The 26412-nt window shown below is 66.6% G+C and carries 32 protein-coding genes; 23 read left to right on the forward strand and 9 right to left on the reverse strand.

Translation table 11 applies throughout. From position 1 onward, the window contains the following. Positions 1-12 precede the first annotated feature (12 nt). From argS to D7325_RS06710, 16 genes are all read left to right on the forward strand, one after another. Entirely contained in the window at positions 13-1752 is a 1740-nt protein-coding gene (gene argS / locus D7325_RS06635; RefSeq protein WP_120994764.1) for an arginine--tRNA ligase, read from the forward strand. Positions 1753-1761: 9 nt separating this feature from the next. Continuing rightward, complete coding sequence (locus tag D7325_RS06640; RefSeq protein ID WP_120994765.1) at positions 1762-2412, forward strand: SPOR domain-containing protein; 651 nt, start codon at positions 1762-1764, stop codon at positions 2410-2412. Between the two features lie 119 nt (positions 2413-2531). Beyond that, positions 2532-3065 (forward strand): ATP-dependent protease subunit HslV, encoded by a 534-nt coding sequence (hslV, locus tag D7325_RS06645; RefSeq protein ID WP_120994766.1) that lies wholly within the window; start codon positions 2532-2534, stop codon positions 3063-3065. Positions 3066-3092: 27 nt separating this feature from the next. Continuing rightward, positions 3093-4436, forward strand: coding sequence for an ATP-dependent protease ATPase subunit HslU (hslU, locus tag D7325_RS06650; protein ID WP_120994767.1), 1344 nt, complete (start codon positions 3093-3095; stop codon positions 4434-4436). A 51-nt stretch (positions 4437-4487) separates the two neighbouring features. After that, positions 4488-4862, forward strand: a complete 375-nt coding sequence (locus D7325_RS06655) for a gamma-butyrobetaine hydroxylase family protein (RefSeq protein ID WP_120994768.1) — start codon at positions 4488-4490, stop codon at positions 4860-4862. 152 nt (positions 4863-5014) lie between these two features. Next, a complete protein-coding gene (gene ubiE / locus D7325_RS06660; RefSeq protein WP_120994769.1) occupies positions 5015-5785 on the forward strand; it encodes a bifunctional demethylmenaquinone methyltransferase/2-methoxy-6-polyprenyl-1,4-benzoquinol methylase UbiE in 771 nt (256 codons plus the stop codon). Then, complete coding sequence (locus D7325_RS06665; RefSeq protein ID WP_120994770.1) at positions 5785-6408, forward strand: ubiquinone biosynthesis accessory factor UbiJ; 624 nt, start codon at positions 5785-5787, stop codon at positions 6406-6408. The genes ubiE and D7325_RS06665 overlap by 1 nt, the downstream gene beginning before the upstream one ends. Continuing rightward, a complete protein-coding gene (ubiB, locus tag D7325_RS06670; RefSeq protein ID WP_120994771.1) occupies positions 6405-8015 on the forward strand; it encodes a ubiquinone biosynthesis regulatory protein kinase UbiB in 1611 nt (536 codons plus the stop codon). The genes D7325_RS06665 and ubiB overlap by 4 nt, the downstream gene beginning before the upstream one ends. Positions 8016-8064: 49 nt before the next feature. After that, entirely contained in the window at positions 8065-8460 is a 396-nt protein-coding gene (gene hisI / locus D7325_RS06675) for a phosphoribosyl-AMP cyclohydrolase (RefSeq protein ID WP_120994772.1), read from the forward strand. After that, entirely contained in the window at positions 8453-8785 is a 333-nt protein-coding gene (locus tag D7325_RS06680; protein WP_120994773.1) for a phosphoribosyl-ATP diphosphatase, read from the forward strand. The genes hisI and D7325_RS06680 overlap by 8 nt, the downstream gene beginning before the upstream one ends. Positions 8786-8806: 21 nt before the next feature. Continuing rightward, complete coding sequence (gene tatA / locus D7325_RS06685) at positions 8807-9037, forward strand: twin-arginine translocase TatA/TatE family subunit (protein WP_120994774.1); 231 nt, start codon at positions 8807-8809, stop codon at positions 9035-9037. Between the two features lie 86 nt (positions 9038-9123). Next, on the forward strand, positions 9124-9528 hold the full coding sequence (tatB, locus tag D7325_RS06690) for a Sec-independent protein translocase protein TatB (protein WP_120994775.1): 405 nt from the start codon (positions 9124-9126) through the stop codon (positions 9526-9528). After that, positions 9525-10340, forward strand: a complete 816-nt coding sequence (gene tatC / locus D7325_RS06695; protein ID WP_245962034.1) for a twin-arginine translocase subunit TatC — start codon at positions 9525-9527, stop codon at positions 10338-10340. The genes tatB and tatC overlap by 4 nt, the downstream gene beginning before the upstream one ends. Further along, the gene (locus tag D7325_RS06700) at positions 10337-11044 is read left to right on the forward strand and encodes a 16S rRNA (uracil(1498)-N(3))-methyltransferase (protein WP_120994776.1); all 708 of its coding nucleotides are present in this window, start codon (positions 10337-10339) and stop codon (positions 11042-11044) included. The genes tatC and D7325_RS06700 overlap by 4 nt, the downstream gene beginning before the upstream one ends. Positions 11045-11139: 95 nt before the next feature. Beyond that, positions 11140-11568 (forward strand): UPF0158 family protein, encoded by a 429-nt coding sequence (locus D7325_RS06705; protein ID WP_120994777.1) that lies wholly within the window; start codon positions 11140-11142, stop codon positions 11566-11568. A 27-nt stretch (positions 11569-11595) separates the two neighbouring features. Then, positions 11596-11943, forward strand: coding sequence for an MmcQ/YjbR family DNA-binding protein (locus D7325_RS06710; RefSeq protein ID WP_120994778.1), 348 nt, complete (start codon positions 11596-11598; stop codon positions 11941-11943). 9 nt (positions 11944-11952) lie between these two features. Here D7325_RS06710 and dtd read toward each other — a convergent pair whose 3' ends face one another. The 7 genes from dtd to D7325_RS06745 all read right to left on the reverse strand — a co-directional run bounded on the left by dtd (position 11953) and on the right by D7325_RS06745 (position 18708). Then, complete coding sequence (gene dtd / locus D7325_RS06715; RefSeq protein WP_120994779.1) at positions 11953-12390, reverse strand: D-aminoacyl-tRNA deacylase; 438 nt, start codon at positions 12388-12390, stop codon at positions 11953-11955. Beyond that, positions 12390-13361, reverse strand: coding sequence for a prolyl aminopeptidase (gene pip, locus D7325_RS06720; RefSeq protein WP_120994780.1), 972 nt, complete (start codon positions 13359-13361; stop codon positions 12390-12392). Before pip ends, dtd begins: the two co-directional genes overlap by 1 nt. Positions 13362-13496: 135 nt before the next feature. Further along, entirely contained in the window at positions 13497-14048 is a 552-nt protein-coding gene (locus D7325_RS06725) for a lipocalin family protein (protein WP_120994781.1), read from the reverse strand. Between the two features lie 48 nt (positions 14049-14096). Next, complete coding sequence (gene bamE, locus D7325_RS06730) at positions 14097-14348, reverse strand: outer membrane protein assembly factor BamE domain-containing protein (protein WP_120994782.1); 252 nt, start codon at positions 14346-14348, stop codon at positions 14097-14099. Between the two features lie 162 nt (positions 14349-14510). Beyond that, a complete protein-coding gene (locus D7325_RS06735) occupies positions 14511-15113 on the reverse strand; it encodes a DUF924 family protein (RefSeq protein ID WP_120994783.1) in 603 nt (200 codons plus the stop codon). A gap of 13 nt (positions 15114-15126) precedes the next feature. Beyond that, complete coding sequence (locus D7325_RS06740; protein ID WP_120994784.1) at positions 15127-16137, reverse strand: class 1 fructose-bisphosphatase; 1011 nt, start codon at positions 16135-16137, stop codon at positions 15127-15129. 114 nt (positions 16138-16251) lie between these two features. Then, positions 16252-18708 (reverse strand): glycogen/starch/alpha-glucan phosphorylase, encoded by a 2457-nt coding sequence (locus D7325_RS06745; protein WP_120994785.1) that lies wholly within the window; start codon positions 18706-18708, stop codon positions 16252-16254. A 198-nt stretch (positions 18709-18906) separates the two neighbouring features. Between D7325_RS06745 and D7325_RS06750 the strand changes: the two genes are divergently transcribed. After that, entirely contained in the window at positions 18907-19299 is a 393-nt protein-coding gene (locus D7325_RS06750; RefSeq protein ID WP_120995106.1) for a YkgJ family cysteine cluster protein, read from the forward strand. Positions 19300-19468: 169 nt separating this feature from the next. Beyond that, positions 19469-19930 carry a YiiD C-terminal domain-containing protein gene (locus tag D7325_RS06755; RefSeq protein WP_120994786.1) on the forward strand — a complete coding sequence of 154 codons (462 nt, stop codon included), beginning with the start codon at positions 19469-19471 and terminating at the stop codon, positions 19928-19930. Between the two features lie 3 nt (positions 19931-19933). On the opposite strand, the gene cysQ is transcribed toward D7325_RS06755, so the two are convergent. Further along, a complete protein-coding gene (gene cysQ, locus D7325_RS06760) occupies positions 19934-20749 on the reverse strand; it encodes a 3'(2'),5'-bisphosphate nucleotidase CysQ (protein ID WP_120994787.1) in 816 nt (271 codons plus the stop codon). Further along, positions 20746-21312 (reverse strand): ADP compounds hydrolase NudE, encoded by a 567-nt coding sequence (gene nudE / locus D7325_RS06765; RefSeq protein WP_120994788.1) that lies wholly within the window; start codon positions 21310-21312, stop codon positions 20746-20748. Before nudE ends, cysQ begins: the two co-directional genes overlap by 4 nt. A gap of 93 nt (positions 21313-21405) precedes the next feature. Between nudE and yrfG the strand changes: the two genes are divergently transcribed. From yrfG to D7325_RS06790, 5 genes are all read left to right on the forward strand, one after another. After that, positions 21406-22086, forward strand: coding sequence for a GMP/IMP nucleotidase (gene yrfG, locus D7325_RS06770; protein WP_120994789.1), 681 nt, complete (start codon positions 21406-21408; stop codon positions 22084-22086). A 129-nt stretch (positions 22087-22215) separates the two neighbouring features. Beyond that, positions 22216-24150: a putative nucleotidyltransferase substrate binding domain-containing protein gene (locus D7325_RS06775; protein WP_120994790.1), complete on the forward strand. Its 1935-nt coding sequence runs from the start codon at positions 22216-22218 to the stop codon at positions 24148-24150. Continuing rightward, positions 24147-24851: a 3'-5' exonuclease gene (locus tag D7325_RS06780; RefSeq protein WP_120994791.1), complete on the forward strand. Its 705-nt coding sequence runs from the start codon at positions 24147-24149 to the stop codon at positions 24849-24851. Before D7325_RS06775 ends, D7325_RS06780 begins: the two co-directional genes overlap by 4 nt. A gap of 85 nt (positions 24852-24936) precedes the next feature. Beyond that, a complete protein-coding gene (locus D7325_RS06785; RefSeq protein WP_120994792.1) occupies positions 24937-25455 on the forward strand; it encodes an RNA polymerase sigma factor in 519 nt (172 codons plus the stop codon). Then, positions 25452-26402: a FecR family protein gene (locus D7325_RS06790; RefSeq protein ID WP_120994793.1), complete on the forward strand. Its 951-nt coding sequence runs from the start codon at positions 25452-25454 to the stop codon at positions 26400-26402. Before D7325_RS06785 ends, D7325_RS06790 begins: the two co-directional genes overlap by 4 nt. Positions 26403-26412 lie beyond the last annotated feature (10 nt).

Genomic DNA, 26412 nt, shown 5'->3' on the forward strand with positions numbered 1-26412 from the left:
CACGAGCAGACCATGAAAGATTCGATTCGCCAGCTGATCCAGCACGCCCTCGACCGCCTGACCGAACAGGGCGTGTTACCTGAAGGGCTGACGCCGGCGATCCAGGTGGAGAACACCAAGGACAAGGCCCACGGCGACTTCGCCAGCAACATCGCGATGATGCTCGCCAAGCCGGCCGGCATGAAACCGCGCGACCTCGCCCAGCAGTTGATCGATGCCCTGCCCCAGGATGACCAGATCACCAAGGTCGAGATCGCCGGCCCCGGCTTCCTGAACTTCTTCCAGAACAGCCAGGCGCTGGCCAACCGACTCGAAGCCGCCCTGGCGGACGAACGGCTCGGCGTGCGCAAGGCCGGTGCGCACGAGCGCGTGGTGATCGACCTGTCGTCGCCCAATCTGGCCAAGGAAATGCACGTCGGCCATCTGCGCTCGACCATCATCGGCGACGCCGTGGCGCGCGTGCTCGAGTTTCTCGGTGACGAAGTGATTCGCCAGAACCACGTCGGCGACTGGGGCACGCAGTTCGGCATGCTGCTGGCCTACCTCGAGGAACAACCCGCCGCCGCGCAAAGCGAGCTGAGCGACCTGGAGCAGTTCTACCGGGCCGCCAAGAAGCGTTTCGACGAGTCCGCCGATTTCGCTGACCGCGCACGCCAGCTGGTCGTCAGCCTGCAGGCCGGCGACGCCGAGTGCCTGCGCCTCTGGCATCGCTTCAACGATATATCCCTGTCGCACTGCCAGAAGGTCTACGACCGCCTCAACGTCCGGCTGACCCCCGCCGACGTCAAGGGCGAGAGCGCCTACAACGATGACCTGCCGACGATCGTCGCCGCCCTGCTCGGCAAGGGGCTGCTCAGCGAAAGCGACGGCGCGCAGTGCGTCTTCATCGACGAATTCAAGAACGCCGAAGGCAACCCGCTGCCGGTCATCGTGCAGAAAGCCGGCGGCGGCTATCTCTACGCCACTACCGACCTCGCCGCCATGCGCTATCGCAGCCAGGTCCTGCACGCTGATCGTGCGCTGTATTTCGTCGATCAGCGCCAGGCGCTGCACTTCCAGATGGCGTTCGAAGTGGCTCGCCGCGCCGGCTTCGTGAGTCCGGACATGCGCCTGGAGCACATGGGCTTCGGCACCATGAACGGCGTCGACGGCCGGCCGTTCAAAACCCGCGACGGCGGCACCGTCAAGCTGGTGGACCTGCTCGACGAAGCCGAGCAGCGTGCCTACAGCCTGGTGAAGGAAAAGAACCCGGAACTGGCCGAAGACGAACTCCGCCAGATTGCCCGCGCGGTCGGCATCGGCGCCGTGAAATATGCCGATCTCTCCAAGCATCGCACCAGCGACTACAGCTTCAACTTCGAGCAGATGCTCAGCTTCGAGGGCAACACGGCGCCTTATCTGCTCTATGCCTACACCCGCGTCGCCAGCATTTTCCGGCGCGCCGGCACGAGCATGGATGTCCTCGGTGGCCAAATCGCCCTACAGGCCGAGCACGAGCAACTGCTCGCCGGGAAACTCGCGCAGTTCGGCGACGTGCTCAACACGGTCGGCGAGAAGGGCGTTCCGCACCTGCTGTGCAGCTACCTGTACGAGCTCGCCGGCCTGTTCTCCAGCTTTTACGAGCACTGCCCGATTCTCGCCGCCGAACAGGAAGCGCAAAAGCAGAGCCGCCTGCGGCTCGCCGCCCTGACCGGCCGAACGCTCAAGCAGGGCCTCGAGCTGCTGGGGCTCGAAACCCTCGAACGGATGTAACGAACAGCGATGGCGAAGAAGAAACCCGCACCCAAACGCGGCGCCAGCCGCTATCAGGCCCCCGCGAAGAAGCCGGTGCCCGGCTGGATCTGGCTGGCCTGCGGCCTGCTGGTCGGCGCCTTCGCGGTGTTCCTGCTCAACCTCGAACCCGGTGGCGACGAGATCAAGCGACCCGCCGAACAGGCGGCGGCCAAACCCAAGCCCAAGCCGGTCGCCGAGCCGCCAGCCAAGCCCAAGTACGACTTCTACACCTTGCTGCCCGAGTCCGAGGTGATCGTGCCGCCGGACGCGGTTCCGCCGCCGCCGAGCGAGCCGGTCACTCCTGAAGAAGCCGCCAAGATCGATGCGGCGCGCGCCCAAGCCGCACTCAACGGGGAAACGCCGCCACCGCCGCCGACCATCGCCAAGGCGCCGCTGACGACGCGCTTCTTTCTTCAGGCCGGCTCCTTCCGCAAACGCGCCGACGCCGACAAGGTTCGCGCGCAGATCCTGCTCCTGGGCCAGGACGTGCGGGTCGAAGCCGGTACCGTCCGCGACGAAACCTGGTACCGCGTGCTGGTCGGCCCTTACGCCGACCGCGCCCAGCTAAGCGAAGCGCAGAAGAAACTGGCCGACGCCGGTTACACCAACCTGCTGCTCCAGCAGCGCAAAGGGGGATAGTCGAGCAGGAGGGCGACCGGATCGCCCTCCTGCTTCCCCGACCGTTGAATTCCCCAGCACGCTCCCCCATATCTCCACGAACCCGGGCCGCTCGGCCCCCGTAGCGTGGAGATATTTCCTTGACCACCATCGTTTCGATTCGCCGCCACGGCAAGGTCGTCATGGGCGGCGATGGCCAGGTTTCACTGGGCAACACCGTCATGAAGGGCAACGCCAAAAAGGTGCGCCGCCTTTATCACGGCCAGGTGCTGGCCGGCTTCGCAGGTGCCACGGCCGATGCCTTCACCCTGTTCGAACGCTTCGAAGGCCAGCTGGAAAAACACCAGGGTCACCTGGTGCGCGCCGCCGTCGAGCTGGCGAAGGACTGGCGAACCGATCGCACCCTGAGCCGCCTCGAAGCCATGCTGGCGGTCGCCAACAAGGACGCGTCGCTGATCATCACCGGCACGGGTGACGTGGTCGAACCCGAGCATGGGCTGATCGCGATGGGCTCCGGCGGCGGCTTCGCCCAGGCCGCCGCCATGGCGTTGCTCGAGCACAACGATGCGCTCTCGGCGCGCCAGGTGGCCGAAACGGCGTTGAACATTGCCGGCACCATCTGCGTCTTCACCAATCAGAACCTGACCATCGAGGAACTGGACAGCGCGATCTGATCGCTGGCCGTTCCCGGAGTACCGCACATGTCCATGACGCCCCGCGAGATCGTCCACGAACTCAACCGCCACATCATCGGCCAGGACGATGCCAAGCGCGCCGTCGCCATCGCCCTGCGCAACCGCTGGCGGCGCATGCAGCTGCCGGCCGAGCTGCGCCCGGAAGTCACGCCGAAGAACATCCTGATGATCGGCCCGACCGGGGTCGGCAAGACCGAAATCGCCCGGCGCCTGGCCAAGCTGGCCAATGCGCCTTTCATCAAGGTCGAAGCCACCAAGTTCACCGAGGTCGGCTACGTCGGCCGCGACGTCGAGTCGATCATCCGCGACCTCGCCGATGCCGCGGTGAAGATGCTGCGCGAGCAGGAGATGACCCGCGTCCGCTACCGCGCCGAAGACGCCGCCGAAGAACGCATCCTCGATGCCCTGCTGCCCGCCGCGCGGCCTGTGGGCTTCAGCGAGGAGCCGGTGCAGGCGAGCGATTCGAACACCCGCCAGCTGTTCCGCAAGCGGCTGCGCGAAGGCCAGCTGGACGACAAGGAAATCGACATCGAGGTCGCCGAGACGCCGGCCGGCGTGGAGATCATGGCCCCGCCCGGCATGGAGGAGATGACCAGCCAGTTGCAGAACCTCTTCGCCAACATGGGCAAGGGCAAGAAGAAGACCCGCAAGCTGAAGATCAAGGACGCGCTCAAGCTGGTGCGCGACGAGGAAGCCGCCCGGCTCGTCAACGAGGAAGAACTCAAGGCCCGCGCGCTGGAGGCGGTCGAGCAGAACGGCATCGTCTTCATCGACGAGATCGACAAGGTCGCCAAGCGTGGCAACACCGGTGGCGCCGACGTCTCGCGCGAAGGCGTGCAGCGCGATCTGCTGCCGCTGATCGAGGGCAGCACGGTCAACACCAAGCTCGGCATGGTGAAGACCGACCACATCCTGTTCATCGCCTCCGGCGCCTTCCACCTGTCCAAGCCCAGCGACCTGGTGCCCGAACTCCAGGGTCGCCTGCCGATTCGCGTCGAGCTCAAGGCCCTGTCGCCCGAGGACTTCGAGCGCATCCTCACCGAACCGCACGCCTCGCTCACGGAGCAGTACCGGGAGCTGCTCAAGACCGAGGGGCTGCATATCGACTTCCTCGCCGATGGCATCAAGCGCCTCGCCGAGATCGCCTGGCAGGTCAACGAAAAGACCGAGAACATCGGTGCGCGGCGCCTGCACACGCTGCTCGAGCGGCTGCTGGAGGAAGTGTCCTTCAGTGCCGGTGACCTCGCGGGCGAGCGCAACGGCGAGCCGATCCGCATCGACGCCGAGTACGTCAATGGCCATCTCGGCGAACTGGCGCAGGACGACGACCTGTCGCGCTACATCCTCTGACCCCTTCGGCAGCCGGGCCATCGCCGGCTGCCGCCTTCCTGAGAGACCACCATGCGGATCCCCACCGCCGTCAAGCTGCACAAGGCTTCCCGAATTCTTGCGCTGGAATACGGGCCGGACGAACGGCACGAATTGACGGCCGAGTTCCTGCGCGTGCATTCGCCCTCGGCAGAAGTCCAGGGCCACGGCCGGCCCGTGCTGCAGACCGGCAAGCAGAACGTCTCGCTCGACCGCATCGAGCCGGCCGGCCAGTACGCGCTCAAGCTGACCTTCAGCGACGGGCACGACACCGGCCTCTATTCCTGGGACTATCTCGACCACCTGGCACGCAATCACGAACAGCTATGGGCCGACTATCTCGAGGCGCTGTCACGCGCCGGCAAGTCCCGCGACCCGGACGTCTCGGCCGTCCGCCTGATGCCCTAGCACCGCCACCCAGCCGCCCTGCCGTGCCGCTGGGCGGATCAGACCGGGCGCATGCAGGCCGCCCTCGCCCACTGGCGGGCGCGACGTCCCGTTGCAGCCCGCCGCGGTTTTTTAGGTTTAGAATGCCGCGACATTCTTCCGGTGAAAGTCTGATGAGCGACCCCCGCAACACGCCAACTGAAGAACCCGTCACTCACTTCGGCTACAAGAGCGTCCCGGAAAGCCAGAAGGCCGAAAAGGTCGCCGAGGTCTTCCACTCGGTCGCCGCCAAGTACGACCTGATGAACGACCTGATGTCGGGCGGCATCCACCGCCTGTGGAAGCGCTTCACCATCGAGTTGTCCGGCGCCCGCCCTGGCAATCGCATCCTGGACATCGCAGGCGGAACCGGCGACCTGACCCGGCAGTTCTCCCGCCTCGTCGGCCCCACCGGCGAAGTCGTCCTGGCGGACATCAATGCCTCGATGCTCAAGGTCGGCCGCGATCGCCTGCTCGACAACGGGGCGGCCGGGAACATCAGGTTCGTCCAGGCGGACGCCGAGAAGCTGCCGTTCCCCGACAACCACTTCAACGTCGTGACCATCGCCTTCGGCTTGCGCAACGTCACGCACAAGGAAGACGCCATCGCCTCCATGCTGCGCGTCCTCAAGCCGGGTGGCCGGCTGCTGGTGCTGGAGTTCTCCAAGCCCACCAACCCCCTGTTCGCCAAGGCCTATGACGCCTATTCGTTCAGCCTGCTGCCGCTGATGGGCAAGCTGATCACCAACGATTCCGAAAGCTACCGCTACCTGGCCGAGTCGATCCGCATGCACCCCGACCAGGACACGCTCAAGGCCATGATGGTCACCGCCGGCTTCGACCGCGTGACCTACCACAACATGACCGGCGGCGTCGTCGCGCTGCACCGCGGAATCAAGCCCTGATGCTACGCACCGCCCTGCTGGCCGGCTCGGAACAGGGGATCAACCGCCTCCTGCGCCTGGACCCGACGGCCCTGTCCCGCCTGGCGCGCCTCAGCGGGACGCTGATCGAGGTGCGCTGCACGCAGCCGGACCTGACCCTGTTCGTCATGGCCGATGACCAGGGCCTGCGCCTCGCCGCGCAATGGGATGGCACGCCGGACTGCACCCTGCATGCACCGGCCAGCAGCCTTGCGCGCCTTGCCGTCAGCCCGCACAAGACCGCGATCCTGCACGAACCTCACGTCCGCCTGGAGGGCGACAGCGCTGCCCTGATGTCGCTGGCCGAGGTGTTGCAGAGCCTCGAACTGGACTGGGAACACGAGCTGTCCCGCTGGCTCGGACCGGTCGGCACCCAGCTGCTCGGGGACGCCGTGCGCAAACAGGGCCGGTGGCTGCGGCAGAGCGGCCACAGCCTGCAGCAGAACCTGGCCGAATACCTCGCCGAAGAAGCCCGTGCGCTCGTCGGAACACAGGAAGCGGAAGCCCGCTTTTCGGAGCTGGACGAGCTGAAGCTGCGCCTGGACCGCCTGGATGCCCGTATCGCCCGCCTAACCCCCGTCTCCGAGCCCCACGACCCAGCATGAAGCTGTTCTCTGCCACCCGGCGCCTGTTCCGCATCCTTCTGGTGGTCATCCGATACCGGCTGGACGACATCCTGTTCGACATGCCGATGCCCTGGTGGCTGCGGGCGACCGGCCTGCTGTTGCCGTGGCGCTGGATTCCCCGTGCCCGCCCGCGTCTGTCGCGCGGTGCCCGCATTCGCCTGGCGCTCGAAGGGCTCGGGCCGATCTTCATCAAGTTCGGCCAGCTGTTGTCCACCCGGCGCGACCTGATGCCGCCGGACATCGCCGACGAGCTGGCGATGCTGCAGGACAGGGTGCCGCCGTTCAGCTCCGAGGCGGCCAAGGCACTGATCGAGGAACAGCTGGGCGCACCGGTCGAGACGGTGTTCGCCCGCTTCGACAGCAAGCCGCTGGCATCGGCCTCGGTGGCGCAGGTGCATGCCGCCAGGCTGCGCACGGGCGAAGAGGTCGTCGTCAAGGTGATCCGCCCCAACCTGCGCCCCATCATCGGTCAGGACATCGCCTGGCTGTTCCTGCTCGCCAAGGCGGCCGAGCGCGCCTCCACCGAAGCGCGGCGCCTGCACCTGGTCGAAGTGGTCGACGATTACGCCCGCACCATCTATGACGAGCTCGACCTGCTGCGCGAAGCAGCCAACAGCAGCCAGCTCAAGCGTAACTTCGAGGATTCGCGCTTGCTCTACGTGCCCCAGGTCTACTGGGATTACTGCCGGCCCAAAGTGCTGGTGATGGAGCGGATCTACGGCATTCCGGTCACCGACATGGCGGCGCTCGCCGACCAGCAGACCGACATGAAGCTCCTGGCCGAGCGCGGCGTCGAGATCTTCTTCACCCAGGTGTTCCGCGACAGCTTCTTCCACGCCGACATGCATCCGGGGAACATCTTCGTCAGCACCACGCAGCCCTGGAATCCCCAGTACATCGCGGTCGACTGCGGCATCATCGGCAGCCTCACGCCCGAGGACCAGGACTACCTGGCGCGCAACCTCATGGCGTTCTTCAAGCGCGACTACCGCAAGGTCGCCCAGTTGCACATCGACTCAGGCTGGGTGCCGGCGGAGACCAAGGTCAACGAGTTCGAGGCGGCCATCCGCACGGTCTGCGAGCCGATCTTCGAGAAGCCGCTGAAGGACATTTCCTTCGGCCAGCTGTTGATCCGCCTGTTCCAGGTCGCACGGCGCTTCAACATGGAGGTCCAGCCGCAGCTCGTCCTGCTGCAGAAGACGCTGCTCAACATCGAAGGGCTCGGCCGTGAGTTGTACCCGGAGCTCGATCTCTGGGCGACCGGCCAGCCCTACCTCGAGCGTTGGATGCGCGAGCGCATGAGCCCCAAGCAGCTGATCAAGAACGTGCATGCCCAGGTCGAGCAGATACCGCACCTGGCGAACATGACGCGCGACCTGCTCGAACGCATGTCGCGCCCGCATGCCGACAACCCTCCGCCGCCCTGGCAGCACCGCCGTTCCGACTGGGGCCTGCGCCTGGTCGGCGCGCTGTTGCTGGGCAGCGGGGCCATGCTCGCCGCTACCGCCGAGAATGCCGCGGCACTGGCCGCCTGGCCGGCCTGGGTCATGCTGGTTACCGGCGTTTTCATTGTCCTGCGCCAATAGCCATGACCGGAAGGCGCTGGCACACTTGGCCGCCACGGGAGAATCGACGATGAGCTGGCTGGACGAAATCAACTGGAACGCCGAAGGACTGGTCCCGGCCATTGCGCAGGACCACCGCAGCGGCCGCATCCTGATGATGGCGTGGATGAACCGCGAAGCGCTCGCACTGACCGCCGACGAAGGCCGCGCCATCTATTGGTCACGTTCGCGTGGCAAGCTGTGGCGCAAGGGCGAGGAGTCCGGGCACGTGCAGAAGCTGCACGAGCTGCGGCTCGATTGCGACGCCGACGTGGTGGTGCTGATGGTCGAGCAACTGGGCCGGATCGCCTGCCACACCGGGCGGGAAAGCTGCTTTTATCGCGTTTATCGGGACGGGGACTGGCACACCGTCGACCCGGTGCTCAAGGACCCGACCGTCATCTACGGAGGCAGCGGCCATGCATGACACCTTCGCTCGCCTGGCCGAGGTCCTCGAAGCGCGCAAAGGCGCCGAGCCGGAGTCCTCCTACGTGGCCAGCCTGTACCACAAGGGCCTGAACAAGATTCTCGAAAAGGTCGGCGAGGAGTCGGTGGAAACCCTGCTCGCGGCCAAGGATGCAGCCGTCAGCGGTAATTGCGACGAGCTGATCTACGAAACCGCCGACCTCTGGTTTCATACTTTGGTCATGCTCGCCGCGCTCGGCCAGCATCCCCAGGCGGTACTGGACGAGCTGGACCGGCGCTTCGGTCTCTCGGGACATGCGGAAAAGGCCGCGCGTCCGCAAACCTGATTCACTTTCGGAGATAGCACCATGGGCTTGGGCGGCATTAGCGTCTGGCAACTTCTGATCATCCTTCTCATCGTCGTGATGCTGTTCGGCACCAAGCGCCTGAAGGGGCTGGGCTCGGACCTTGGCGATGCGATCAAGGGTTTCCGCAAATCGATGGGTACCGAGGAAGACAAGCCCGGCGTGGAAGAGAAACGCACCCACACCATCGATGCCGAACACCGCAAGGTCGAAGAACCCACCCGCAAGGACTGAGGTTCGATCGACCAGCAGTGCCGTCGCCAACTGCGCCAGCGAGTGGCCGGCACGGCTGACCCGAAGTCTTACGAGAGCGTGATCTGATGTTCGATATCGGTTTTACCGAACTGTTGCTCGTCGGGCTCGTCGCCCTGCTGGTACTGGGTCCTGAGCGCCTGCCGGTGGCGGCCCGCACGGCTGGGCTCTGGATCGGCCGCATCAAGCGCAGCTTCGGTGCGATCAAGGCCGAGGTCGAGCGCGAGATCGGTGCCGACGAAATCCGTCGCCAGCTGCATAACGAGCGCATCCTCGAACTCGAACGGGAAATGAACCAGAGCGTCATGCCGCCGAACCCGAAACCCAGCGGCACCGCCGCAGGCCCGTCGGTCCAGCCGGCCGTGGAGACACCGCCACCGCCTTCCGCTCCGGCTCCGGCTCCGGCTCCGGCTCCGGCCCAGACCGAACCGCAACCCACCGCCACCCGACCAGACCAAGCGCGCGAATCATGAGCGATGCATCCGGCCACGACCAGGAAATGCCCCTGGTCGCCCACCTCACCGAGCTGCGCAAGCGCATCCTGCGCTGCGTCGTGGCGATTCTGCTGCTGTTCGGCGGGCTGTTCTATTTTTCCCAGCAGATCTACGCGATGGTCGCCGCACCGCTGAGGGCTTACCTGCCCGAAGGCGCGACCATGATCGCCACCGGCGTGGCCTCGCCGTTCCTCACGCCGTTCAAGCTGACCTTGATGGTGGCGCTCTTTCTGTCCATGCCCATCGTGCTGCACCAGATCTGGGGCTTCATCGCGCCCGGCCTGTACAAGCACGAGAAGCGCATCGCCGTGCCGCTGCTGATTTCGAGCATCTTCCTGTTCTACGGCGGCATGGCCTTCGCCTACTTCGTGGTATTCCCGATCATGTTCGGCTTCTTCGCCAGCGTGACTCCTGAGGGGGTGGCGATGATGACGGACATCGGGCAGTACCTGGATTTCGTCCTGACACTCTTCTTCGCCTTCGGCGTCGCGTTCGAGATTCCTGTGGCGACCTTCCTGCTGATCTGGGTGGGTATCGTCGACGTCGAGACGCTGCGCAAGAGCCGTCCCTACGTGATCGTGGGCTGCTTCGTCGTCGGCATGGTGCTGACCCCGCCCGACGTGTTCTCCCAATCGCTGCTCGCCATTCCGATGTGGCTGCTGTTCGAGGCGGGCCTCATCTGCGGCGGCATGCTCGGCAAGCGCGAGTCGCTGCTCGACAGCGAGGAGCGATTCGCCGGGGACGACGACAGCAAGCGGCCGCAGCCGCCCATGCCACCCCACCAGCCGTGAACCTGCTCCTGCTCGGGCCCGATGACTTCGTCGGGCCGGGCCGTGTACGGCTGACGGACCGCCGCCTGCGCCATTTGATCGAAGTGCACCGCAGCGAAGCAGGTGCAACGCTTCGCGTCGGTGAGCTCGGCGGGCAGATGGGCGAAGGCCGCATTCTCCGGCTGGATGACCGACTCGCCGAACTCGACGTCAGCTTCGATCGCGACCCGCCGGCGAAGCTGCCGCTCACCGTCATCCTCGCCTTGCCACGCCCGAAGATGCTGCGTCGCGTGCTGCAGACGATCGCCAGCATGGGCGTGGCGCGGCTGGTGCTCATCAACAGCTACCGGGTGGAAAAAAGCTTCTGGCAGACACCCTTCCTGGCGCCCGCGGCGATTCGCGAGCAACTGATCCTGGGCCTCGAACAGGCCCGCGACACCCGCCTGCCGGACGTCATCCTCGAGAAACGCTTCAAACCCTTCGTCGAAGACCGCCTGCCGGGGCTGATCGCCGGCACACACGCCCTGGTGGGCCATCCCGGCGACTTTCCGCCTTGTCCGCGTGGCGTGGATGGCGCCGTGTCGCTGGCGATCGGCCCTGAAGGTGGCTGGATTCCCTACGAAGTCGACAAGCTCGTCGAAGCCGGCATGACGCCCGTCCAGCTGGGCGAGCGTATCCTGCGCGTCGAAACGGCCGTCACCGCGCTGATCGCCCGGCTGTTCTGATCGCCGCGCCTGGCGGCCCAACGACGACGATGAAAGGCCGGCACTCCGTGCCCGGCGCAGGAGTCACAGCAAGACCCAGGCGACCGGAGACTGCCATGCGACCGCTGACCATCGACCTCGACCGACTGCGCCAGGCCATCGACAGCCAGGACCTTGCCGAGCATTACCTCGACCAGCAGAGCGGCGATATTCGCGCGGTGATGCCGGGCGACCCGGTCCCCGGAGCCGATGAGAAATACGATATCGAGCCTGACCGCTACCTGCCGATCGAGCGGCTCGACCTCGCCCAGCAGATCGCCATGCGCGAGGCGTTTCTCTACACCCTGCACGACCCCGATGCGCATGCCGCCCACGCGGTACTGACCGAAGCGCTCGCCGGCCGCAAGCCCCTGCGCACGTTCGACTTCAAGCTCGAGGACTTTCCCCGCATCAAGGACCACTGGCTCCGCTATCAAGCCGTGCAGCTGCGCGAATACGCCATCACCTGGCTGCATGACAAAGGCCTGGAGCCATCCCGCTACTGACCCGCCAACGGAGGCATCGCCACGCTCATGGACGCATCGGCCATCCAGACCTTTTGCCTGGGCCTGCCCGGCGCCCGCATGGCCATCCAGTGGGGCGGCGTGCATGTCTTCCAGGTTGCCGACCGCAAGATGTTCGCCACGCTGCACCTCCCGCACGGCGGTTCGCTGGCCTTCAAGGTCGACGACGACCTGTTCATCGGCTATTGCGATCGTCCGGGCTTCCGGCCGGCGCCTTACCTGGCGCGTGCCCACTGGGTGAGCCTGAGCGACCCGACCGTCCTGGCAACGCACGAATTGCAGGACCTGCTGACCCGCTCGCATCAACTGGTCGTGCGGCGCCTGCCCCGCCGGCAGCAGGTCGGCCTGCTGCTGTGAGCCAGCCGCTCAGGTTTCCAGCAGAAAGGTCACCGGTCCGTCGTTGAGGAGATGGACCTGCATGTTCGCGCCGAACCGACCGCTGGCCACCGGCGCATGGCGTGCGCGCGCCTGCATCAGCAGGTAATCGAACAACGCCTCGCCGTCGGCCGGTGGCGCGGCGCTGGAGAAACTCGGGCGCAAACCGCTGCGCGTGTCGGCCGCCAGGGTGAATTGCGAGACCAGCAGCAAGCCACCGGCCACATCGACGAGCGAGCGGTTCATGCGGTCCTGCTCATCGCTGAAAACACGGTAGTTGAGCAGGCGGTGAAGCAGCTTGTCGGCACGGGCCTGGTCGTCGCCACGCTCGACGCCGACGAAGGCGAGCAGCCCCTGGTCGATGGCTCCGACCGTCTCCCCTGCGACGTCCACGCGCGCCTGGCGGACGCGCTGAATCAGCGCTTTCATCAGGCGTCGGCCGGCGGCAGGTCGAGCAAGCGATGGGCGATGGCTTCGGCCGCACGTACCAGCGCATCGGTGATGCCCTGCTCGGAGGCCGAGTGGCCGGCGTCGCGGACGATCTGCAGCTCGCTGTTCGGCCAGGCCTCGTGCAACGCCCAGGCGTTGTCCAGCGGGCAGATCACGTCGTAGCGGCCGTGCACGATCACGCCGGGCAGGTAGGCGATCTTCGGCATGTCGCGCAGCAACTGGTCCGGCTCCAGGAAGGCATCGTTGACGAAGTAATGGCACTCGATGCGAGCGATCGACAACGCCCGATGCGGATCGGTGAACCGCTCGACGACCTGCGTGTTCGGCCGCAGCGTCGCCGTGCGACCCTCCCAGCCCGACCAGGCCTTGGCGGCGCTCATCTGGGCGATCTGGTCGCTGCCGGTGAGCCGGCGGTAGAACGCCTGCATCAGGTTGCCGCGCTCCTCCACCGGGATCGGCGCGATGAAGTCCTGCCAATAATCGGGGAACAGACGGCTCGCACCGTCCTGGTAGAACCAATGAAAATCCTGCGGCCGGCAAAGAAAGATGCCGCGCAGAATCAGCGCCTGAACGCGATCCGGGTGGGCCTGCGCATAGGCCAGCGAGAGCGTCGACCCCCAGGAACCACCGAACAGCACCCATTTGTCGATGCCGAGCTGCGTGCGGATGCGCTCCATGTCGGCGATCAGGTGGGCGGTCGTGTTGTTCTCCAGGCTCGCGTGCGGTGTGGAGCGGCCGCAGCCACGCTGATCGAAGGTGATGATGCGGTAGACGGTCGGATCGAAGAAGCGCCGGCTCAGCGCATCGCAACCGGCACCAGGCCCGCCGTGCACGAACAGGACCGGCAAGCCGTCGGGGCTGCCGCTTTCGTCGACATAGATCAGGTGTGGCGCTTCGACCGCCAGTTCATGGCGTGCGTAGGGTTTGATTTCCGGATGCAGGCTGTGCATAGGACGCTCCCGTTTCGATGCATGTCTGCCGGCCAGGCCAGAGGTGGCCGCCATCATAACGAGGAATGCGCCCGCGGGGCATGGCCGCGCGCGATTCGTCCCGGTGGCTGACGTGCGGCCCGATCGAGGGCCGATCTACTTCGGCAGCTCGGCCCGCCAGATCAGCTCGCTGACGTCGTAGCCTCGGTCATGGGCGACGGCGAGCAGCCGGGCCTGGGTCTCTGGCGACACCTCGGGGGTGCGCGACAGCAACCAGAGGTACTCGCGATCGGGATGGCCGACGACAGCGGTCTGGTAGCCCTCATCGAGGTAGAGAATCCAGTACTCGCCGCGGGTCAGCGTCGGGAACAGCTCACTGAACCAGTTATCGAAGCGCACCCACAGCTTGTCCGTCTCGCCGGGCACCTGCGGCCAGGCTTCGCCCGTGGCGACCTGCCGCTCGCCGTCGAGCGTCAGGCAACTATTGGTGACCGCGATCCGGCCATCGTCGCGCAACCGGTACTCCGCCTGGGACTGCACGCACTTGCGCTGGAAGAACATCGGCAACCGTGCCAGCTCGTACCAGGTGCCTTGGTAGCGCTCCAGGTCAACGTCGCCAACCGTCAGCGGCGGGATTTGCGGCGAGCTGGCACAGCCCGCCATGGCTAACGACAAGGCCAGAAAGCAACCACCGATGAACGTGCGCATGGTCTCTCCTCGCACGCTCCCGGCAGCTGGCAGCCGGATCGGAGCGCGCTATTTCAATCCTTTGCCGGAGAACAGCAGGACCTGGTCTGCGGCGAACTGGATGCTGATGAACCGACTCTCGTCGCCCCACTGGCAACTGGATACGCCCAGCGCACCGGCGCACTCGGTCGGTTCACCGAGCAGCGCTTCGACCTCCGCGCGGGGCATGCCGGGTTTGAGCCGGGCGAAATTGTCCTGGGTGACGGGGTTGCAACCAGCAAGCAGGGCGGTCGCGAGCAGGGCGGACAAAGGCAGACGCATGAGGCAACTCCAACCTGACGCCGGCCGCAGCCAAGCCGCATGACCCGTCAGGTGATTAGTGTGGATAGTCGGTGGGGTGGTTCCATTGACGCGCCGCCATGCTTGATCGGCCATCCGGCGGAGCCCGGCGCGCGTGCGCCGGCAGTCTAGCGGGTCGTGGGATCAGAAACGCGAGCCTGGTTCGCGGAGAAAGCGCGCCTCGGCATCGGTGCTCTCGCGGCCGAGGGCCTCGTTGCGGTGAGGAAATCGACCGAACCGTGCGATCACGTCGCGGTGCCGCACGGCATAGTCGAGAAAGCCGTCGAAAATGACGCGCTCGTCTCGATCGGCGATATCACGCAGCTGGGTGAAGCACTGGACGGACTGATCCTGCGCTGCGAGCTGCTCGGCATGCTCGAGTACCAGGTAGATGAACACGCGCTGGATCGGCGCCAGCAACATGTCGCCGCCCTGGGCCAGCCCGTCGCGCACCAGTTGCTGCGCGCGCGCATCGCCCGAGAAAGCGCGAGCCGTGTTGCGGAAGATCATGCGCGGCAGCTGGTCATGCAGCAGCACCAGCGCCAGCCAGCCCTCGGGCTGCTCGGCCCAGCCGTCGAGCTCGCCGGCCAGCGCCCGTTCGACGAGGTCGCCGAAGCGCTCGCGCGCCTCGGCATCCTGCTCGGCACGGTAGCCGAACCACAACCGCTGCTTCTCGGCCGACACCTGCCCGGCCGTGCCGCCCTGGCCGAACCACCAGCGCAGAAGGTCATGCCAGGGCAGATTCATCGGCGTGCGTCGCTCACGCCTTGTGGTACGCGGTGACGCGTTCGACTTCCTGCTTCGAGCCGAGGAAGACGGCCACCCGCTCATGCAGGGATTGCGGCTGGATGTCCATGATGCGCTGGGTGCCGTTGGTGGCCGCGCCGCCCGCCTGTTCGATCAGCATCGACATGGGGTTGGCCTCGTACATCAGGCGCAGCTTGCCGGGCTTGGAGGGTTCGCGTGCGTCGCGCGGGTACATGAAGATGCCACCGCGCGTCAGGATGCGGTGCACGTCGGCGACCATCGAGGCGATCCAGCGCATGTTGTAGTTCTTCTCCAGCGGACCGGTTTCGCCCGCCAGCAGCTCCTCGACATAGCGCTTGACCGGCGCTTCCCAGTGCCGCTGGTTGGACATGTTGATGGCGAATTCGGCGGTGCTTTCCGGCACGCGGATGTTCTCGTGGGTCAGCACGAAGCTGCCCAGCTCGCGGTCCAGGGTGAAGCCTTTGACACCGTTGCCCAGCGTCAGCACCAGCATCGTCTGCGGGCCATAGATCGCATAGCCGGCGGCGACCTGCTGGGTCCCCGGCTGGAGGAAGGCATCCTCGCCGAGTGCGTCGTTCTGGCTGAAGCATTCGCCCGGGCAGCGCAGCACCGAGAAGATGGTGCCGACCGAGACGTTGACGTCGATGTTCGACGAGCCGTCCAGCGGGTCGAACATCAGCAGGTAGGCGCCCTTGGGGAAGCGACCCGGAATCTGGTACGGCTTGTCCATTTCCTCGGAGGCCATGCCGGCGAGCGTGCCGCCCCACTCGTTGGCTTCGAGCAGGATCTCGTTGGACATGACGTCCAGCTTCTTCTGCACTTCGCCCTGCACGTTCTCGGTTTCCATGCTGCCCAGCACACCGCCGAGCGCCCCCTTGGATACCGCATGGCTGATCGCCTTGCAGGCCCGCGCCACGACCTCGACCAGGAAGCGAAGATCCGCCGGGGTGTCATGGCTGCGCGTCTGTTCGATCAGATAGCGGCTGAGGGTCGTACGTGACATGGAAAGGCTCCAGGGTAGGGAAAACCGGCGCAGTGTAGCGCGCCGGTTGGGAGATATCTCCCCTCAGACCCGTTGCCCCGCCGCCGAGTTCAGCGGTGCCGGCGATTGCTTCGCTCAGGCGTCGAGCACCTTCCAGATATCGCGCGCGTACTCGCGAATGGTGCGGTCGGACGAGAACCAGCCGGTGCGCGCCGTGTTCAGCACGGCCGAATGCCACCACCGGTCCGGATCGCGCCAGCGCGCTTCCACCTCCAGCTGAGCCTGCCAATACGACTCGAAGTCGGCGCAGACGAAGAAGGTGTCATGCCACTTCAGGCCGTCGATCAGCCCGGTGTAGCGGGCAGGATCGTCGGCCGAGAAAGCGCCGTTGCGGATCGCGTTGAGCACTTCGTTCAACCGCGGCGACTCGATGGCGATGGCCTCGGCGTTGTATTCCCCGGCCCGCTTGCGCGCTTCGACCTGCTGGGCGGTCATGCCGAAGATGAACATGTGCTCCAGGCCGATCTGCTCGCTCATCTCGACGTTGGCCCCATCGAGTGTGCCGATTGTCAGCGCGCCATTGAGGGCGAACTTCATATTGCTGGTGCCGGACGCCTCGAGGCCGGCGGTGGAAATCTGCTCGGACAGGTCGGCCGCCGGGATGATGCGCTCGGCCAGGCTGACGTTATAGTTGGGCAGGAACACCACCTTCAGCAGCCCCCGCACCGTCGGGTCGTCGTTTACCGTGCGGGCGATGTCGTTGGCCAGCTTGATGATCAGCTTGGCCTGGTGATAGCTGGCCGCCGCCTTGCCGGCAAAGATCTTCACGCGCGGTACCCACGGCGCCCCCGGATCAGAGCGGATCGCCTGGTACAGCGCCACGGTATGCAGCAGGTTGAGCAACTGTCGCTTGTACTCGTGGATGCGCTTGACCTGCACATCGAACAGCGCGGTCGGATCGAGCGCGATACCCAGCCGGTCCTGCACCAGCGCGGCGAGCGCACGCTTGTTCGCCAGTCGCTGATCGGCGAAGCGCGCACGGAAGTCGGCCCGCTCGGCGAAGGGCTCGAGCTGCTTGAGCTCGGTCTCAGGCGCATCCAGCACGCCCGCGCCCAGCGCATCGACCACCAGTTCGGTGAGCTGCGGGTTGGCCTGATAGAGCCAGCGGCGGAAGGTGATGCCGTTGGTCTTGTTGTTGATGCGGTCCGGATACAGCCCGTGCAGATCGGTGAACACGGTTTTGCGCATCAGTTGCGTGTGCAGGCCGGACACGCCGTTGACGCTGTGCGAGCCGAGGAACGCCAGGTTGCCCATGCGCACGCGGCGGCCGTGGTCTTCCTCGATCAGCGACACCGCGCGCAGCAGGTCGAAGTCATGGATGTCCTTGGCCCGCAGCGCGTCGATGTGCTGCGCATTGATCAGGTAGATGATCTGCATGTGGCGCGGCAGCAGGCGCTCCATCAGGCCCACCGGCCAGGTCTCCAGCGCCTCGGGCAGCAGCGTGTGGTTGGTGTAGGACAGGGTGCCGACGGTCAGGTCCCAGGCCTGCATCCATTCGTAGCCGTGCACGTCGACCAGCAGGCGCATCAGCTCGGCCACGGCGATCGCCGGGTGCGTGTCGTTGAGCTGGATGGAGGCGAATTCGGGCAGGTTGTCCAGCGTGCCGCGCTGGCTCAGGTGGCGGCGCAGCAGGTCCTGCAGCGACGCCGCGACGAAGAAATACTCCTGGCGCAAGCGCAGCTCCTGGCCGGCCTCGGTGCTGTCGGCCGGATAGAGCACGCGGGAAATCGCCTCGGCGCGCGCCGCCTCGGCCACCGCGCCGATGTGATCGCCCGCATTGAAGCGCTCGAGATGGAAATCCGCCTCCGGCCGGGCGCGCCACAGCCGCAGGGTGTTCACGCTCGCGCCGCGCCACCCGACGATCGGCGTGTCGTAGGCGAATGCCCGCACGCCCTCGGCCCAATGCCAGAAGTGCTTCTGAACACCGTTGTCGCAGCGCTTGGCCGCCACGTTGCCGCCGAAGCCGATCAGGTAGCTCACCTCGGGACGCTCGAACTCCCAGGGGTTGCCGAATTCCAGCCAGGTTTCGGTCTGCTCGTGCTGCCAGCCGTCGACGATGGCCTGGCGGAACAGGCCGTGCTCGTAGCGGATGCCGTAGCCATAGGCGGCGATGCCCAGGGTCGACATGCTTTCCATGAAGCAGGCCGCCAGCCGTCCGAGGCCGCCATTGCCCAGCGCGGCGTCCGGTTCGATCTGGCGGATGCGGTCGATGTCCACGTTCAACCCGTCGAGCGCCTGGCGGGCCACGTCCAGCATGCCCAGGTTGCTCAGGCTGTCGACCAGGAGCCGCCCGATCAGGAACTCCAGCGAGAGGTAGTAGACCCGCTTCTGCGCCTTTCGATAGGCCTGTCGGGTGTGATCCATCCAGTGATCGATGATCTGGTCGCGCGTGGCCAGCGCGATCGCCTCGAACCAGTCGTGATCGGACGCGTGTGCGGCGTCCTTGCCGATCGAATAGGTGAGCTTGCAGAGAATGGCTTCACGAAAGGCGGCTACGTCGTCGGGGCTGGGAACGGTGGGTTCCTGCGTCATCGGCTGACCTCGCAGAGAGAAGTGGCTGTCCGGCGCGTTCCAGACGCGCCTGACGGTAATGAAAGCGGAGGATCGGCAGCTTTGCAGGTTTTCCCGCGAAGGCAGGCGACCGTCCGTCCAGATTTCGACTCGTCGGATCGGCTGGAATTTCCCCCGCTTGTCGTTATGATCGCGCGCCCCCTGCCCGCGTCCCGACCCATGAAACAGAACGTGATCCCCTCGTCCGACCCCGATCGCCTGGAAACCTGGGCGCGTTATGCCAAGGGCCTGTGCCGGGACTGCCGCGCCACCTGCTGCACGCTACCGGCCGAGGTGGGGCTGAACGACCTCATTCGGCTTGGCGTCGTGGATGAATTCGAGCGCGGCGAGCCGTTGCGGCAGATCGCCCGGCGGCTGGAAAAGGCAGGCGTCATCGAGCATTTCAACCAGAAGCGCGAGCGCTTCACGCTGACCCGCCTGTCCAACGGCGACTGCCTGTACCTCGATGCGCGCACGCGGCTGTGCACGGTCTACGACCGCCGGCCCGACACCTGCCGCAACCACCCGCAGATCGGCCCACGACCGGGTTATTGCGCCTACCAGCGCAAGTGAACCCAGGAAGTCCGGGACTTCAACGGTAGGATGGGCTTCGGCCCACCGATGACGGGTGATGGGCTGAAGCCCACCCTACCTGGCTACCCAGCCACGAACCGCATCGCTGGCCATCCGGGGCGCCGGCTTGCATGCTGGGTAGCTACGCAAAAGCCGAGGACCTGCCGGCATGACCGCCGAACTCGATTTTCTCCAGCAGACACTGCATCAGGACATTCCGCTGACCCGCGCCATGGGGCTGACCGTCACCGAATGGGACGGCCGGCGCCTGTGTCTGGAATTGCCGCTGGAGCCGAACATCAACCATCAGCTCAGCATGTTCGGCGGCAGCCTTTATAGCGGCGCCGTCCTGGCGGGTTGGGGCTGGCTGACCTTGCGCCTGCGCGCCGCCGCGCTCGACGACTGCCATGTGGTCATCCAGCACGCCGAGGTCAGCTACCCGCATCCCATGGACGGCACGGCGCGGGCGCTATGCGAGGGGCCGAGCGACGAGCAGTGGTCACGCTTCGAGCAGACCCTGCGCCGCCGCGGGCGTGCACGCCTGGCGCTGCGTACCTGGGTGCTGAATCCGGCGAATGAAGAAGCCGTGCGTTTCGATGGGCGCTTCGTCGTTCAGCGCGACGACGCCTGAGCCTCAGCCCCGCGCGAGCGCCAGCAGCGTTTCGCGCCAGCTGGCGCCCTGCGGCAGCGCGAGGAAGCCGGGGTTGAGGTAGGTCTCGCGCGCCGCATACGCCAGGCGCTCGCCGCGGGTATCGATCACCTCGCCGCCCGCGCCTTCCAGCACACCCTGGGCCGCCGCGGTGTCCCACTGCGACGTCGGCGACAGGCGCGGATAGCAGTCGGCCTTGCCCTCGGCCAGCAGGCAGAACTTGAGCGAGCTGCCGATGTTGGCCATCCGCAGGTCGGGAAAGTGCGCGCGCAGCCCGTCGACCAACCGCTCCTGCTCGGGGCTCGAATGCCGTCGGCTGGCGACCAGCGTGAAGTCAGCGAGCCGGTCGGCCCTCACGTGCAGCGGCTGGGTGGCGCCATCGCGCTCGGCGGACCAGGCGCCGAACGCCTGGCCGCCGTAATAGCAACGGCCGCTCGCCGGAATGCCAACGACGCCGAACACCACCTGTCCGGCTTCGATGAGGGCGACATTGACCGTGAACTCCTCGCTCCCGGCGATGAACTCCTTGGTGCCGTCGAGCGGATCGACCAGCCACCAGCGCTCCCACGTCGACCGCTCGGCCAGCGGCAGGTCGCAGGCCTCCTCGGACAGCACCGGGATGGCGCCGTCGAGCGCGGTCAGCCCTTCGACCAGCAGGTGATGGGCCGCCATGTCGGCCGCGGTAACCGGCGACGCGTCGGCCTTCTCGGCGACGTTCAGCTCGCCGCGCCAGAACGGCAGGATGGCATCGCCGGCGTCGCGCACCAGATCGATCGCACGGCTCAGGTAGGGATGACTCACAGCACCAACTCCCCCCGCTGGATCAGCAGGTCACGGGCAAGGTAGAGCGCCGCCAGCGCGCGCCCCTCGCTGAATTGCGGATGCCGCGCCAGGGCGGCGAGTTCCCGCAGGTTGACCCTGTCCACGCGCAGCGGCTCGGGCTCGTCGCCCGGCAGCCGCTCCGCGAACAGATCGCGCGCCAGCACCACCTGGATCCTCTGGCTCATATACCCCGGCGACAGCGACAGCTCGGTCAGGTGCTCCAGCTCGCGCGCGCCGAATCCGGCTTCTTCCTTGAGTTCGCGGTTGGCCGCATCGAGCACGTCCTCGCCGGGCTCGACCAGCCCCTTGGGCAGCGACAGCTCGTAGCTGTCCGTGCCGCCGCAGTATTCCTCGACCAGCAGGGCGTGCTCGGCATCTTCCAGCGCCACGATCATCACCGCACCGTAGCCGCTGCCCTTGCCGACGAGCCGCTCGTAGGTGCGCTCGGTGCCGTTGGAAAAACGCAACTGCACCTCCTCGACACGGAACAGGCGGCTGGTGGCGACGATCTCGCGGGCGAGCACGGTGGGCTTCTGACGCATGGGCAAGGACTCCAGGAAACGCGAAGGGTTATCATAGCCCGCCTTCATGAGTCAGCCGTGACGGCTTTTCGCCCGCCCCGACCGGACGCCACCATGCCCATCGCCCTTCCGTGGTCCGACATCGACACCGTGCTGCTCGACATGGACGGCACCCTGCTCGACCTGCATTTCGACAATCACTTCTGGCTCGACCACCTGCCGCAGCGCTACGCCGAGCGCCACGGCATCAGCCGCGCCATGGCCGAACTCGAGCTGGGGCCGCTGTTCCATGCCCATGCCGGCAAGCTCACCTGGTACTGCCTGGATTTCTGGACGAAGGAGCTGGACCTGCCGATCCGCGAGATGAAGCGCGAGATCGCCGACCTGATCGCGCTGAGGCCGGACGCCGACCGCTTCCTCGCGGCGCTGCGGCAGAGCGGCAAGCGCGTCGCGCTGATCACCAATGCTCACCGCGATTCGCTGTCGCTCAAGCTGGAGCGCATCGAGCTGGCGCCCTGGTTCGATCGATTGATCAGCTCGCACGACTATGGCTTTCCCAAGGAAGACGCCAAGTTCTGGTATGCGCTGGAACGGGACTTCCCCTTCGATCCGGCGCGGTCGCTGTTCATCGACGACAGCCTGTCGGTGCTGCGCAGCGCCCGGCGGCACGGCATCGCCCATCTGCTGGCGGTGCGCGAGCCCGACAGCCGCCGCGGCGCACGCGATACCGAAGAATTCGAGGCGGTGGATGACTGGCTGGCGCTGGTTCACGCGCTCGAAGGCCGCATCGACTGACCGCCGCACCCGCTCGCGGCAAAGGCATCGTCGGGCGCCGTCACCCGTGATCGCTCGACTAGACTTAGGTCCAATGTGCGACCCGCCGGGGTCGTCGGACCATCCGCACCTCGACAGCGGAACCCACGCATGAGCAAGACGGACGCCTTCGCCGAAGCCGGTAAGACCGCGGTGTTGCAGAACATCCACGGCACCATGGAGTTCCTGCGCAAGTACCCACCGTTCAACCAGATGGAAAGCGCCCATCTGGCATTCCTGGTGGAGCATTGCCAACTGCGCTTCTACGCGGCCGGCGACGCCATCATCAAACCCGACGATGGCCCGGTCGAACACTTCTACATCGTCAAGCAGGGCCGGGTGTGCGGCGAACGCCCGCATTCGGCGCGGCGCGGCACCGAGACCACCTTCGAGATCGCTGCCGGCGAATGCTTCCCGATGGCCGCGCTGATCGGCGAACGCGCCACGCGCACCGAGCATCGCGCCGCCGAAGACACCTTCTGCCTGCTGCTGGACAAGACGGCCTTCGTCCGCCTTTTCGCCATTTCCGGCCCGCTGCGCGACTTCGCCCTGCGGGGCGTCAGCAGCCTGCTCGACCAGGTCAACCAGCAGGTGCAGTTGCGCGCGGTGGAAAGCCTCGGCGCCCAGTATTCGCTCAACACCCGGCTCGATGCCCTGGCGTTGCAGCGCCCGGTCCACTGCGCTCGCGAGCTGCCGGTGAACCAGGCGGTGAAGACCATGCACGAGCAGCACGTCGGCAGCATCGTCATCGTCGACGACGCGCTGCATCCGCTCGGCATCTTCACCCTGCGCGACCTGCGGCGGGCGATCGCCGATGGCGAATGCGACCTCACCCAGCCGATCGCCAACCTGATGACCGAAAACCCCTTCCACCTGCCGCCCGACGCCACCGCGTTCGACGCGGCAATGGCGATGACGGAGCGGCACATTGCGCATGTCTGCGTCGTCGAGAAAGGGCAGTTGCGCGGCGTGCTGTCCGAGCGTGACCTCTTCTCGTTGCAGCGTGTCGACCTGGTTCACCTGGCGCGCACCATCCGCAATGCCGGCCGTATCTCCACGCTGGCGGCGCTGCGCAGCGAAATCCGCCAGCTGGTCGACAACATGCTGGCGCACGGTGCCTCGTCGACGCAGATCACCCACATCATCACGCTGCTGAACGACCACACGGTCTGCCGCGTCATCGAGCTGGCGATCGAGGCGTTGGGCGATCCCGGCGTGCCCTTCACCTGGCTGTGCTTCGGCAGCGAGGGCCGGCGCGAGCAGACGCTGCTGACCGACCAGGACAACGGCATCATGTTCGAGGCGAACGATGCGGCCGAAGCGGCCATGATCCGCGGGCGCCTGCTGCCGCTGGCCCAGCGCATCAACCAGGACCTCGCCGCCTGCGGCTTCACGCTGTGCAAGGGCGGCATCATGGCCGGCAACCCGGAGCTGTGCCTGTCGCGCCAGGAATGGACGCGGCGCTTTCGCGGCTTCGTCCGCGAATCGACGCCCGAGCACCTGCTCGGCTGCACCATCTATTTCGACCTGCGAGCGGTCTGGGGGCCGGCCGATGGCTGCGAGAAGCTGCGGCTGGCGCTGATCGCCGAGATTCAGGAAAACAGCCTGTTCCAGCGCTCGATGGTCGAGAACGCCTTGCGCCAGCGCCCCCCGGTCGGGCGCTTCCGCGACTTTGTCGTCGCCCGCAAGGGCGCCGTCAAGGACACGCTCGACCTCAAGGTGCAGGGTCTCACGCCCTTCGTCGACGGTGCGCGCCTGCTGGCACTGGCCCACGGCATCGAGACCTGCAACACGCTCGAGCGGCTGCGCCAGTTGGTCGCGTCCCGCATCATCGAGGAAAAGGACGGTGCCGCCTATGAAGAGGCCTACCAGTTCATCCAGCAGATGCGCATGCAGCAGCATCAGCACCAGGCGCGGCTTGGACAACCAATGACCAACCGACTCGACCCCGACACGCTCAACCACCTGGACCGGCGAATCCTGCGCGAGTCCTTCCGCCAGGCCCAGCGCCTGCAAGCCAGCCTGACCCTGCGCTACCAGCTATGAATTGGCCGTGGCTGAAAACGCGCGGTACGCCTCTCACGCCGCGACAGCTCGAGCGACGCGGGCAACTGCCAGGCGCGCCAGCGTTGGAGGACCGCCCGCTCGCCGAGGAGCGCCTGGTGGTGCTCGACCTCGAGACCAGCGGCCTGAACATGCGCCGCGATGTGGTGCTGTCGATCGGCGCGGTGGTCATCGAGCGCGGCGCGATCGACTTCGCCCAGCAGTTCGAACGCACCCTCAACCGGCCCGGCCAGAAGGTCGGCCCGAGCGTGCTGATCCACGGCATCGCGCCGAGCGAGCTGGAGACCGGCAGCGAACCGGCCGAGGCGCTGCTCGACTTCATGGCGTTCGTCGGCGACAGCCCGCTGCTGGCATTCCATGCCGAATTCGACCGCCGCATGCTACGCCGCGCGCTGCGCCATTCGCTCGACTACAGGCTGCGCCACCCCTTTCTCGACGTCGCCCAGCTCGCGCCGATGCTCTGCCCGGACGTCCGCCCGGGCAAAGGCACGCTGGACGACTGGGCTCGCCACTTTCGCCTGCAGGTCTCGCAGCGCCACCATGCCAGCGCCGACGCGATGGTGACCGCCGAGATCGCCTTGATCCTCTTCAGCCGCGCACGCCGCCAGGGCGCCGACAGCCTGACGAGCCTGGCCAGGCGACTCGAGACCTGGCGCCGGCGAGAGCGAGGCGGGCTGATCTGATCGCCCCCATTGCGGCCACTGAGCCGGCTTGCCATGATATTGCGAATAATTCTTGAATCGCTGGCGGCGCACGCAAGGAGAGCCTTTGACGGCTGAAGGTTCATCCCAACGGCAATGGGTGGAGACGCTCTACCGGGACCACCACGGCTGGCTGCTGGGCTGGCTGCGGCGCAAGCAACCCTGCCCGCAACGCGCCGAAGACCTGAGCCAGGACGCCTTCGTCCGCCTGCTCGGCCGCGAACGCATGAACGACCTGCGCGAGCCGCGCGCGCTGCTGCTGACCATCGCGCGCGGCCTGCTGATCGATCACTTCCGTCGCAGCGACCTCGAACAGGCCTACCTCGAAGCACTCGCCCAGGTGCCCGAGGGCGAATACCCCAGCACCGAGGAGCAAGCCCTCGCGATCGAAGCGCTCGAACAGGTCGAGCGGCTGCTCGACGGCCTGTCCGCCCGCGCCCGCGCCGCCTTTCTCTACAACCGTCTGGATGGCATGAGCCACGCCGAAATCGCCGAGCGACTGGGCGTCTCGGTACCCCGCGTGCGCCAGTACCTCGCCCAGGGCATGCGGCAGTGCTATGTCGCGTTGTACGGAACGCCCACATGACCTCCGACGCTCCGGTGCCCGAGGCCGTACTGCGAGCGGCCATCGACTGGAAGCTGCGCCTCGACGACGGCGAACCCGACATCGTCAGTCGGCTCGAGCGCTGGCTGGCCGAGGATGAACGTCATCGCCGCGCCTGGAACCAGCTGGGCACCATAGATCGTCATCTGGACCCGGTACGGCCGCCGGTCACGCGCCAGGTGTTGCAGCGCTCGGCCCGCAAGCGACCGCCGTTGCTGCGTAGCCTGGCCGTCGCGGCGACGCTGATCGGCGCGCTCGGGCTGACGGACCGCCTCTGGCCGCTGGGCCACTGGACCGCCGACGTGCACACCGGACGCGGCGAGCAGCACAGCCTTCGATTGCCCGACGACAGCCACCTGCAACTCAACAGCCGGAGCGCCATCGACCTGCTGTACTCCGACCAGGAGCGGCGAATCCGCCTGCGCGAAGGCGAGGTTCTGGTCGACACTGCCGCCCGTGGCGATCCGCGGCCCTTCATCATCGAAACCGCCGAGGGCACCTTCCGAGCGCTCGGTACGCGCTTTCTGGTGCGAACGCACGCCGGCAGCACGCGCCTCGTGGTGCTCGCCGCCGCGGTCGCCGCGTCGCCGGGCGACACGGGTCAGACCCGCATCGTCCGGGCCGGCGAGCAGATCATCGTGAGCGGCAACCGCCTCGGGCCGAGCGAGCCTGCGCCGCCGGGCAGCGACGCCTGGAGCCGCGGCCTGCTGGTCGTGCAGGATGTGCCCCTCGGCGACCTGCTCGAGCAACTGGACGACTATCACACCGGTCACCTGAGCGCCGACCCCACCGTCGCACGACTGCGCATCACCGGCACCTTTCCGCTGACCGATACCGAGCGTGCGCTGAATGCCCTGACCTTGAGCCTGCCCGTGCAGGTCGAGCGAACCACCGACTGGTGGCTGCGCCTGGTGCCGGCCGATCGCTGAAAAAAATTCC

Source organism: Stutzerimonas urumqiensis (assembly GCF_003640395.1).
GTDB lineage: Bacteria > Pseudomonadota > Gammaproteobacteria > Pseudomonadales > Pseudomonadaceae > Stutzerimonas > Stutzerimonas urumqiensis.

Bases quoted from the DNA above. Each gene is read 5' to 3' on its own strand.
- argS (WP_120994764.1), top strand. From the start codon at position 13: ATGAAAGATTCGATTCGCCAGCTGATCCAGCACGCCCTCGACCGCCTG.
- D7325_RS06640 (WP_120994765.1), top strand. From the start codon at position 1,762: ATGGCGAAGAAGAAACCCGCACCCAAACGCGGCGCCAGCCGCTATCAG.
- hslU (WP_120994767.1), top strand. From the start codon at position 3,093: ATGTCCATGACGCCCCGCGAGATCGTCCACGAACTCAACCGCCACATC.
- D7325_RS06655 (WP_120994768.1), top strand. From the start codon at position 4,488: ATGCGGATCCCCACCGCCGTCAAGCTGCACAAGGCTTCCCGAATTCTT.
- ubiE (WP_120994769.1), top strand. From the start codon at position 5,015: ATGAGCGACCCCCGCAACACGCCAACTGAAGAACCCGTCACTCACTTC.
- D7325_RS06665 (WP_120994770.1), top strand. From the start codon at position 5,785: ATGCTACGCACCGCCCTGCTGGCCGGCTCGGAACAGGGGATCAACCGC.
- ubiB (WP_120994771.1), top strand. From the start codon at position 6,405: ATGAAGCTGTTCTCTGCCACCCGGCGCCTGTTCCGCATCCTTCTGGTG.
- hisI (WP_120994772.1), top strand. From the start codon at position 8,065: ATGAGCTGGCTGGACGAAATCAACTGGAACGCCGAAGGACTGGTCCCG.
- D7325_RS06680 (WP_120994773.1), top strand. From the start codon at position 8,453: ATGCATGACACCTTCGCTCGCCTGGCCGAGGTCCTCGAAGCGCGCAAA.
- tatA (WP_120994774.1), top strand. From the start codon at position 8,807: ATGGGCTTGGGCGGCATTAGCGTCTGGCAACTTCTGATCATCCTTCTC.
- tatB (WP_120994775.1), top strand. From the start codon at position 9,124: ATGTTCGATATCGGTTTTACCGAACTGTTGCTCGTCGGGCTCGTCGCC.
- tatC (WP_245962034.1), top strand. From the start codon at position 9,525: ATGAGCGATGCATCCGGCCACGACCAGGAAATGCCCCTGGTCGCCCAC.
- D7325_RS06705 (WP_120994777.1), top strand. From the start codon at position 11,140: ATGCGACCGCTGACCATCGACCTCGACCGACTGCGCCAGGCCATCGAC.
- D7325_RS06710 (WP_120994778.1), top strand. From the start codon at position 11,596: ATGGACGCATCGGCCATCCAGACCTTTTGCCTGGGCCTGCCCGGCGCC.
- dtd (WP_120994779.1), bottom strand. From the start codon at position 12,390: ATGAAAGCGCTGATTCAGCGCGTCCGCCAGGCGCGCGTGGACGTCGCA.
- pip (WP_120994780.1), bottom strand. From the start codon at position 13,361: ATGCACAGCCTGCATCCGGAAATCAAACCCTACGCACGCCATGAACTG.
- D7325_RS06725 (WP_120994781.1), bottom strand. From the start codon at position 14,048: ATGCGCACGTTCATCGGTGGTTGCTTTCTGGCCTTGTCGTTAGCCATG.
- bamE (WP_120994782.1), bottom strand. From the start codon at position 14,348: ATGCGTCTGCCTTTGTCCGCCCTGCTCGCGACCGCCCTGCTTGCTGGT.
- D7325_RS06735 (WP_120994783.1), bottom strand. From the start codon at position 15,113: ATGAATCTGCCCTGGCATGACCTTCTGCGCTGGTGGTTCGGCCAGGGC.
- D7325_RS06740 (WP_120994784.1), bottom strand. From the start codon at position 16,137: ATGTCACGTACGACCCTCAGCCGCTATCTGATCGAACAGACGCGCAGC.
- D7325_RS06745 (WP_120994785.1), bottom strand. From the start codon at position 18,708: ATGACGCAGGAACCCACCGTTCCCAGCCCCGACGACGTAGCCGCCTTT.
- D7325_RS06750 (WP_120995106.1), top strand. From the start codon at position 18,907: ATGAAACAGAACGTGATCCCCTCGTCCGACCCCGATCGCCTGGAAACC.
- D7325_RS06755 (WP_120994786.1), top strand. From the start codon at position 19,469: ATGACCGCCGAACTCGATTTTCTCCAGCAGACACTGCATCAGGACATT.
- nudE (WP_120994788.1), bottom strand. From the start codon at position 21,312: ATGCGTCAGAAGCCCACCGTGCTCGCCCGCGAGATCGTCGCCACCAGC.
- yrfG (WP_120994789.1), top strand. From the start codon at position 21,406: ATGCCCATCGCCCTTCCGTGGTCCGACATCGACACCGTGCTGCTCGAC.
- D7325_RS06775 (WP_120994790.1), top strand. From the start codon at position 22,216: ATGAGCAAGACGGACGCCTTCGCCGAAGCCGGTAAGACCGCGGTGTTG.
- D7325_RS06780 (WP_120994791.1), top strand. From the start codon at position 24,147: ATGAATTGGCCGTGGCTGAAAACGCGCGGTACGCCTCTCACGCCGCGA.
- D7325_RS06790 (WP_120994793.1), top strand. From the start codon at position 25,452: ATGACCTCCGACGCTCCGGTGCCCGAGGCCGTACTGCGAGCGGCCATC.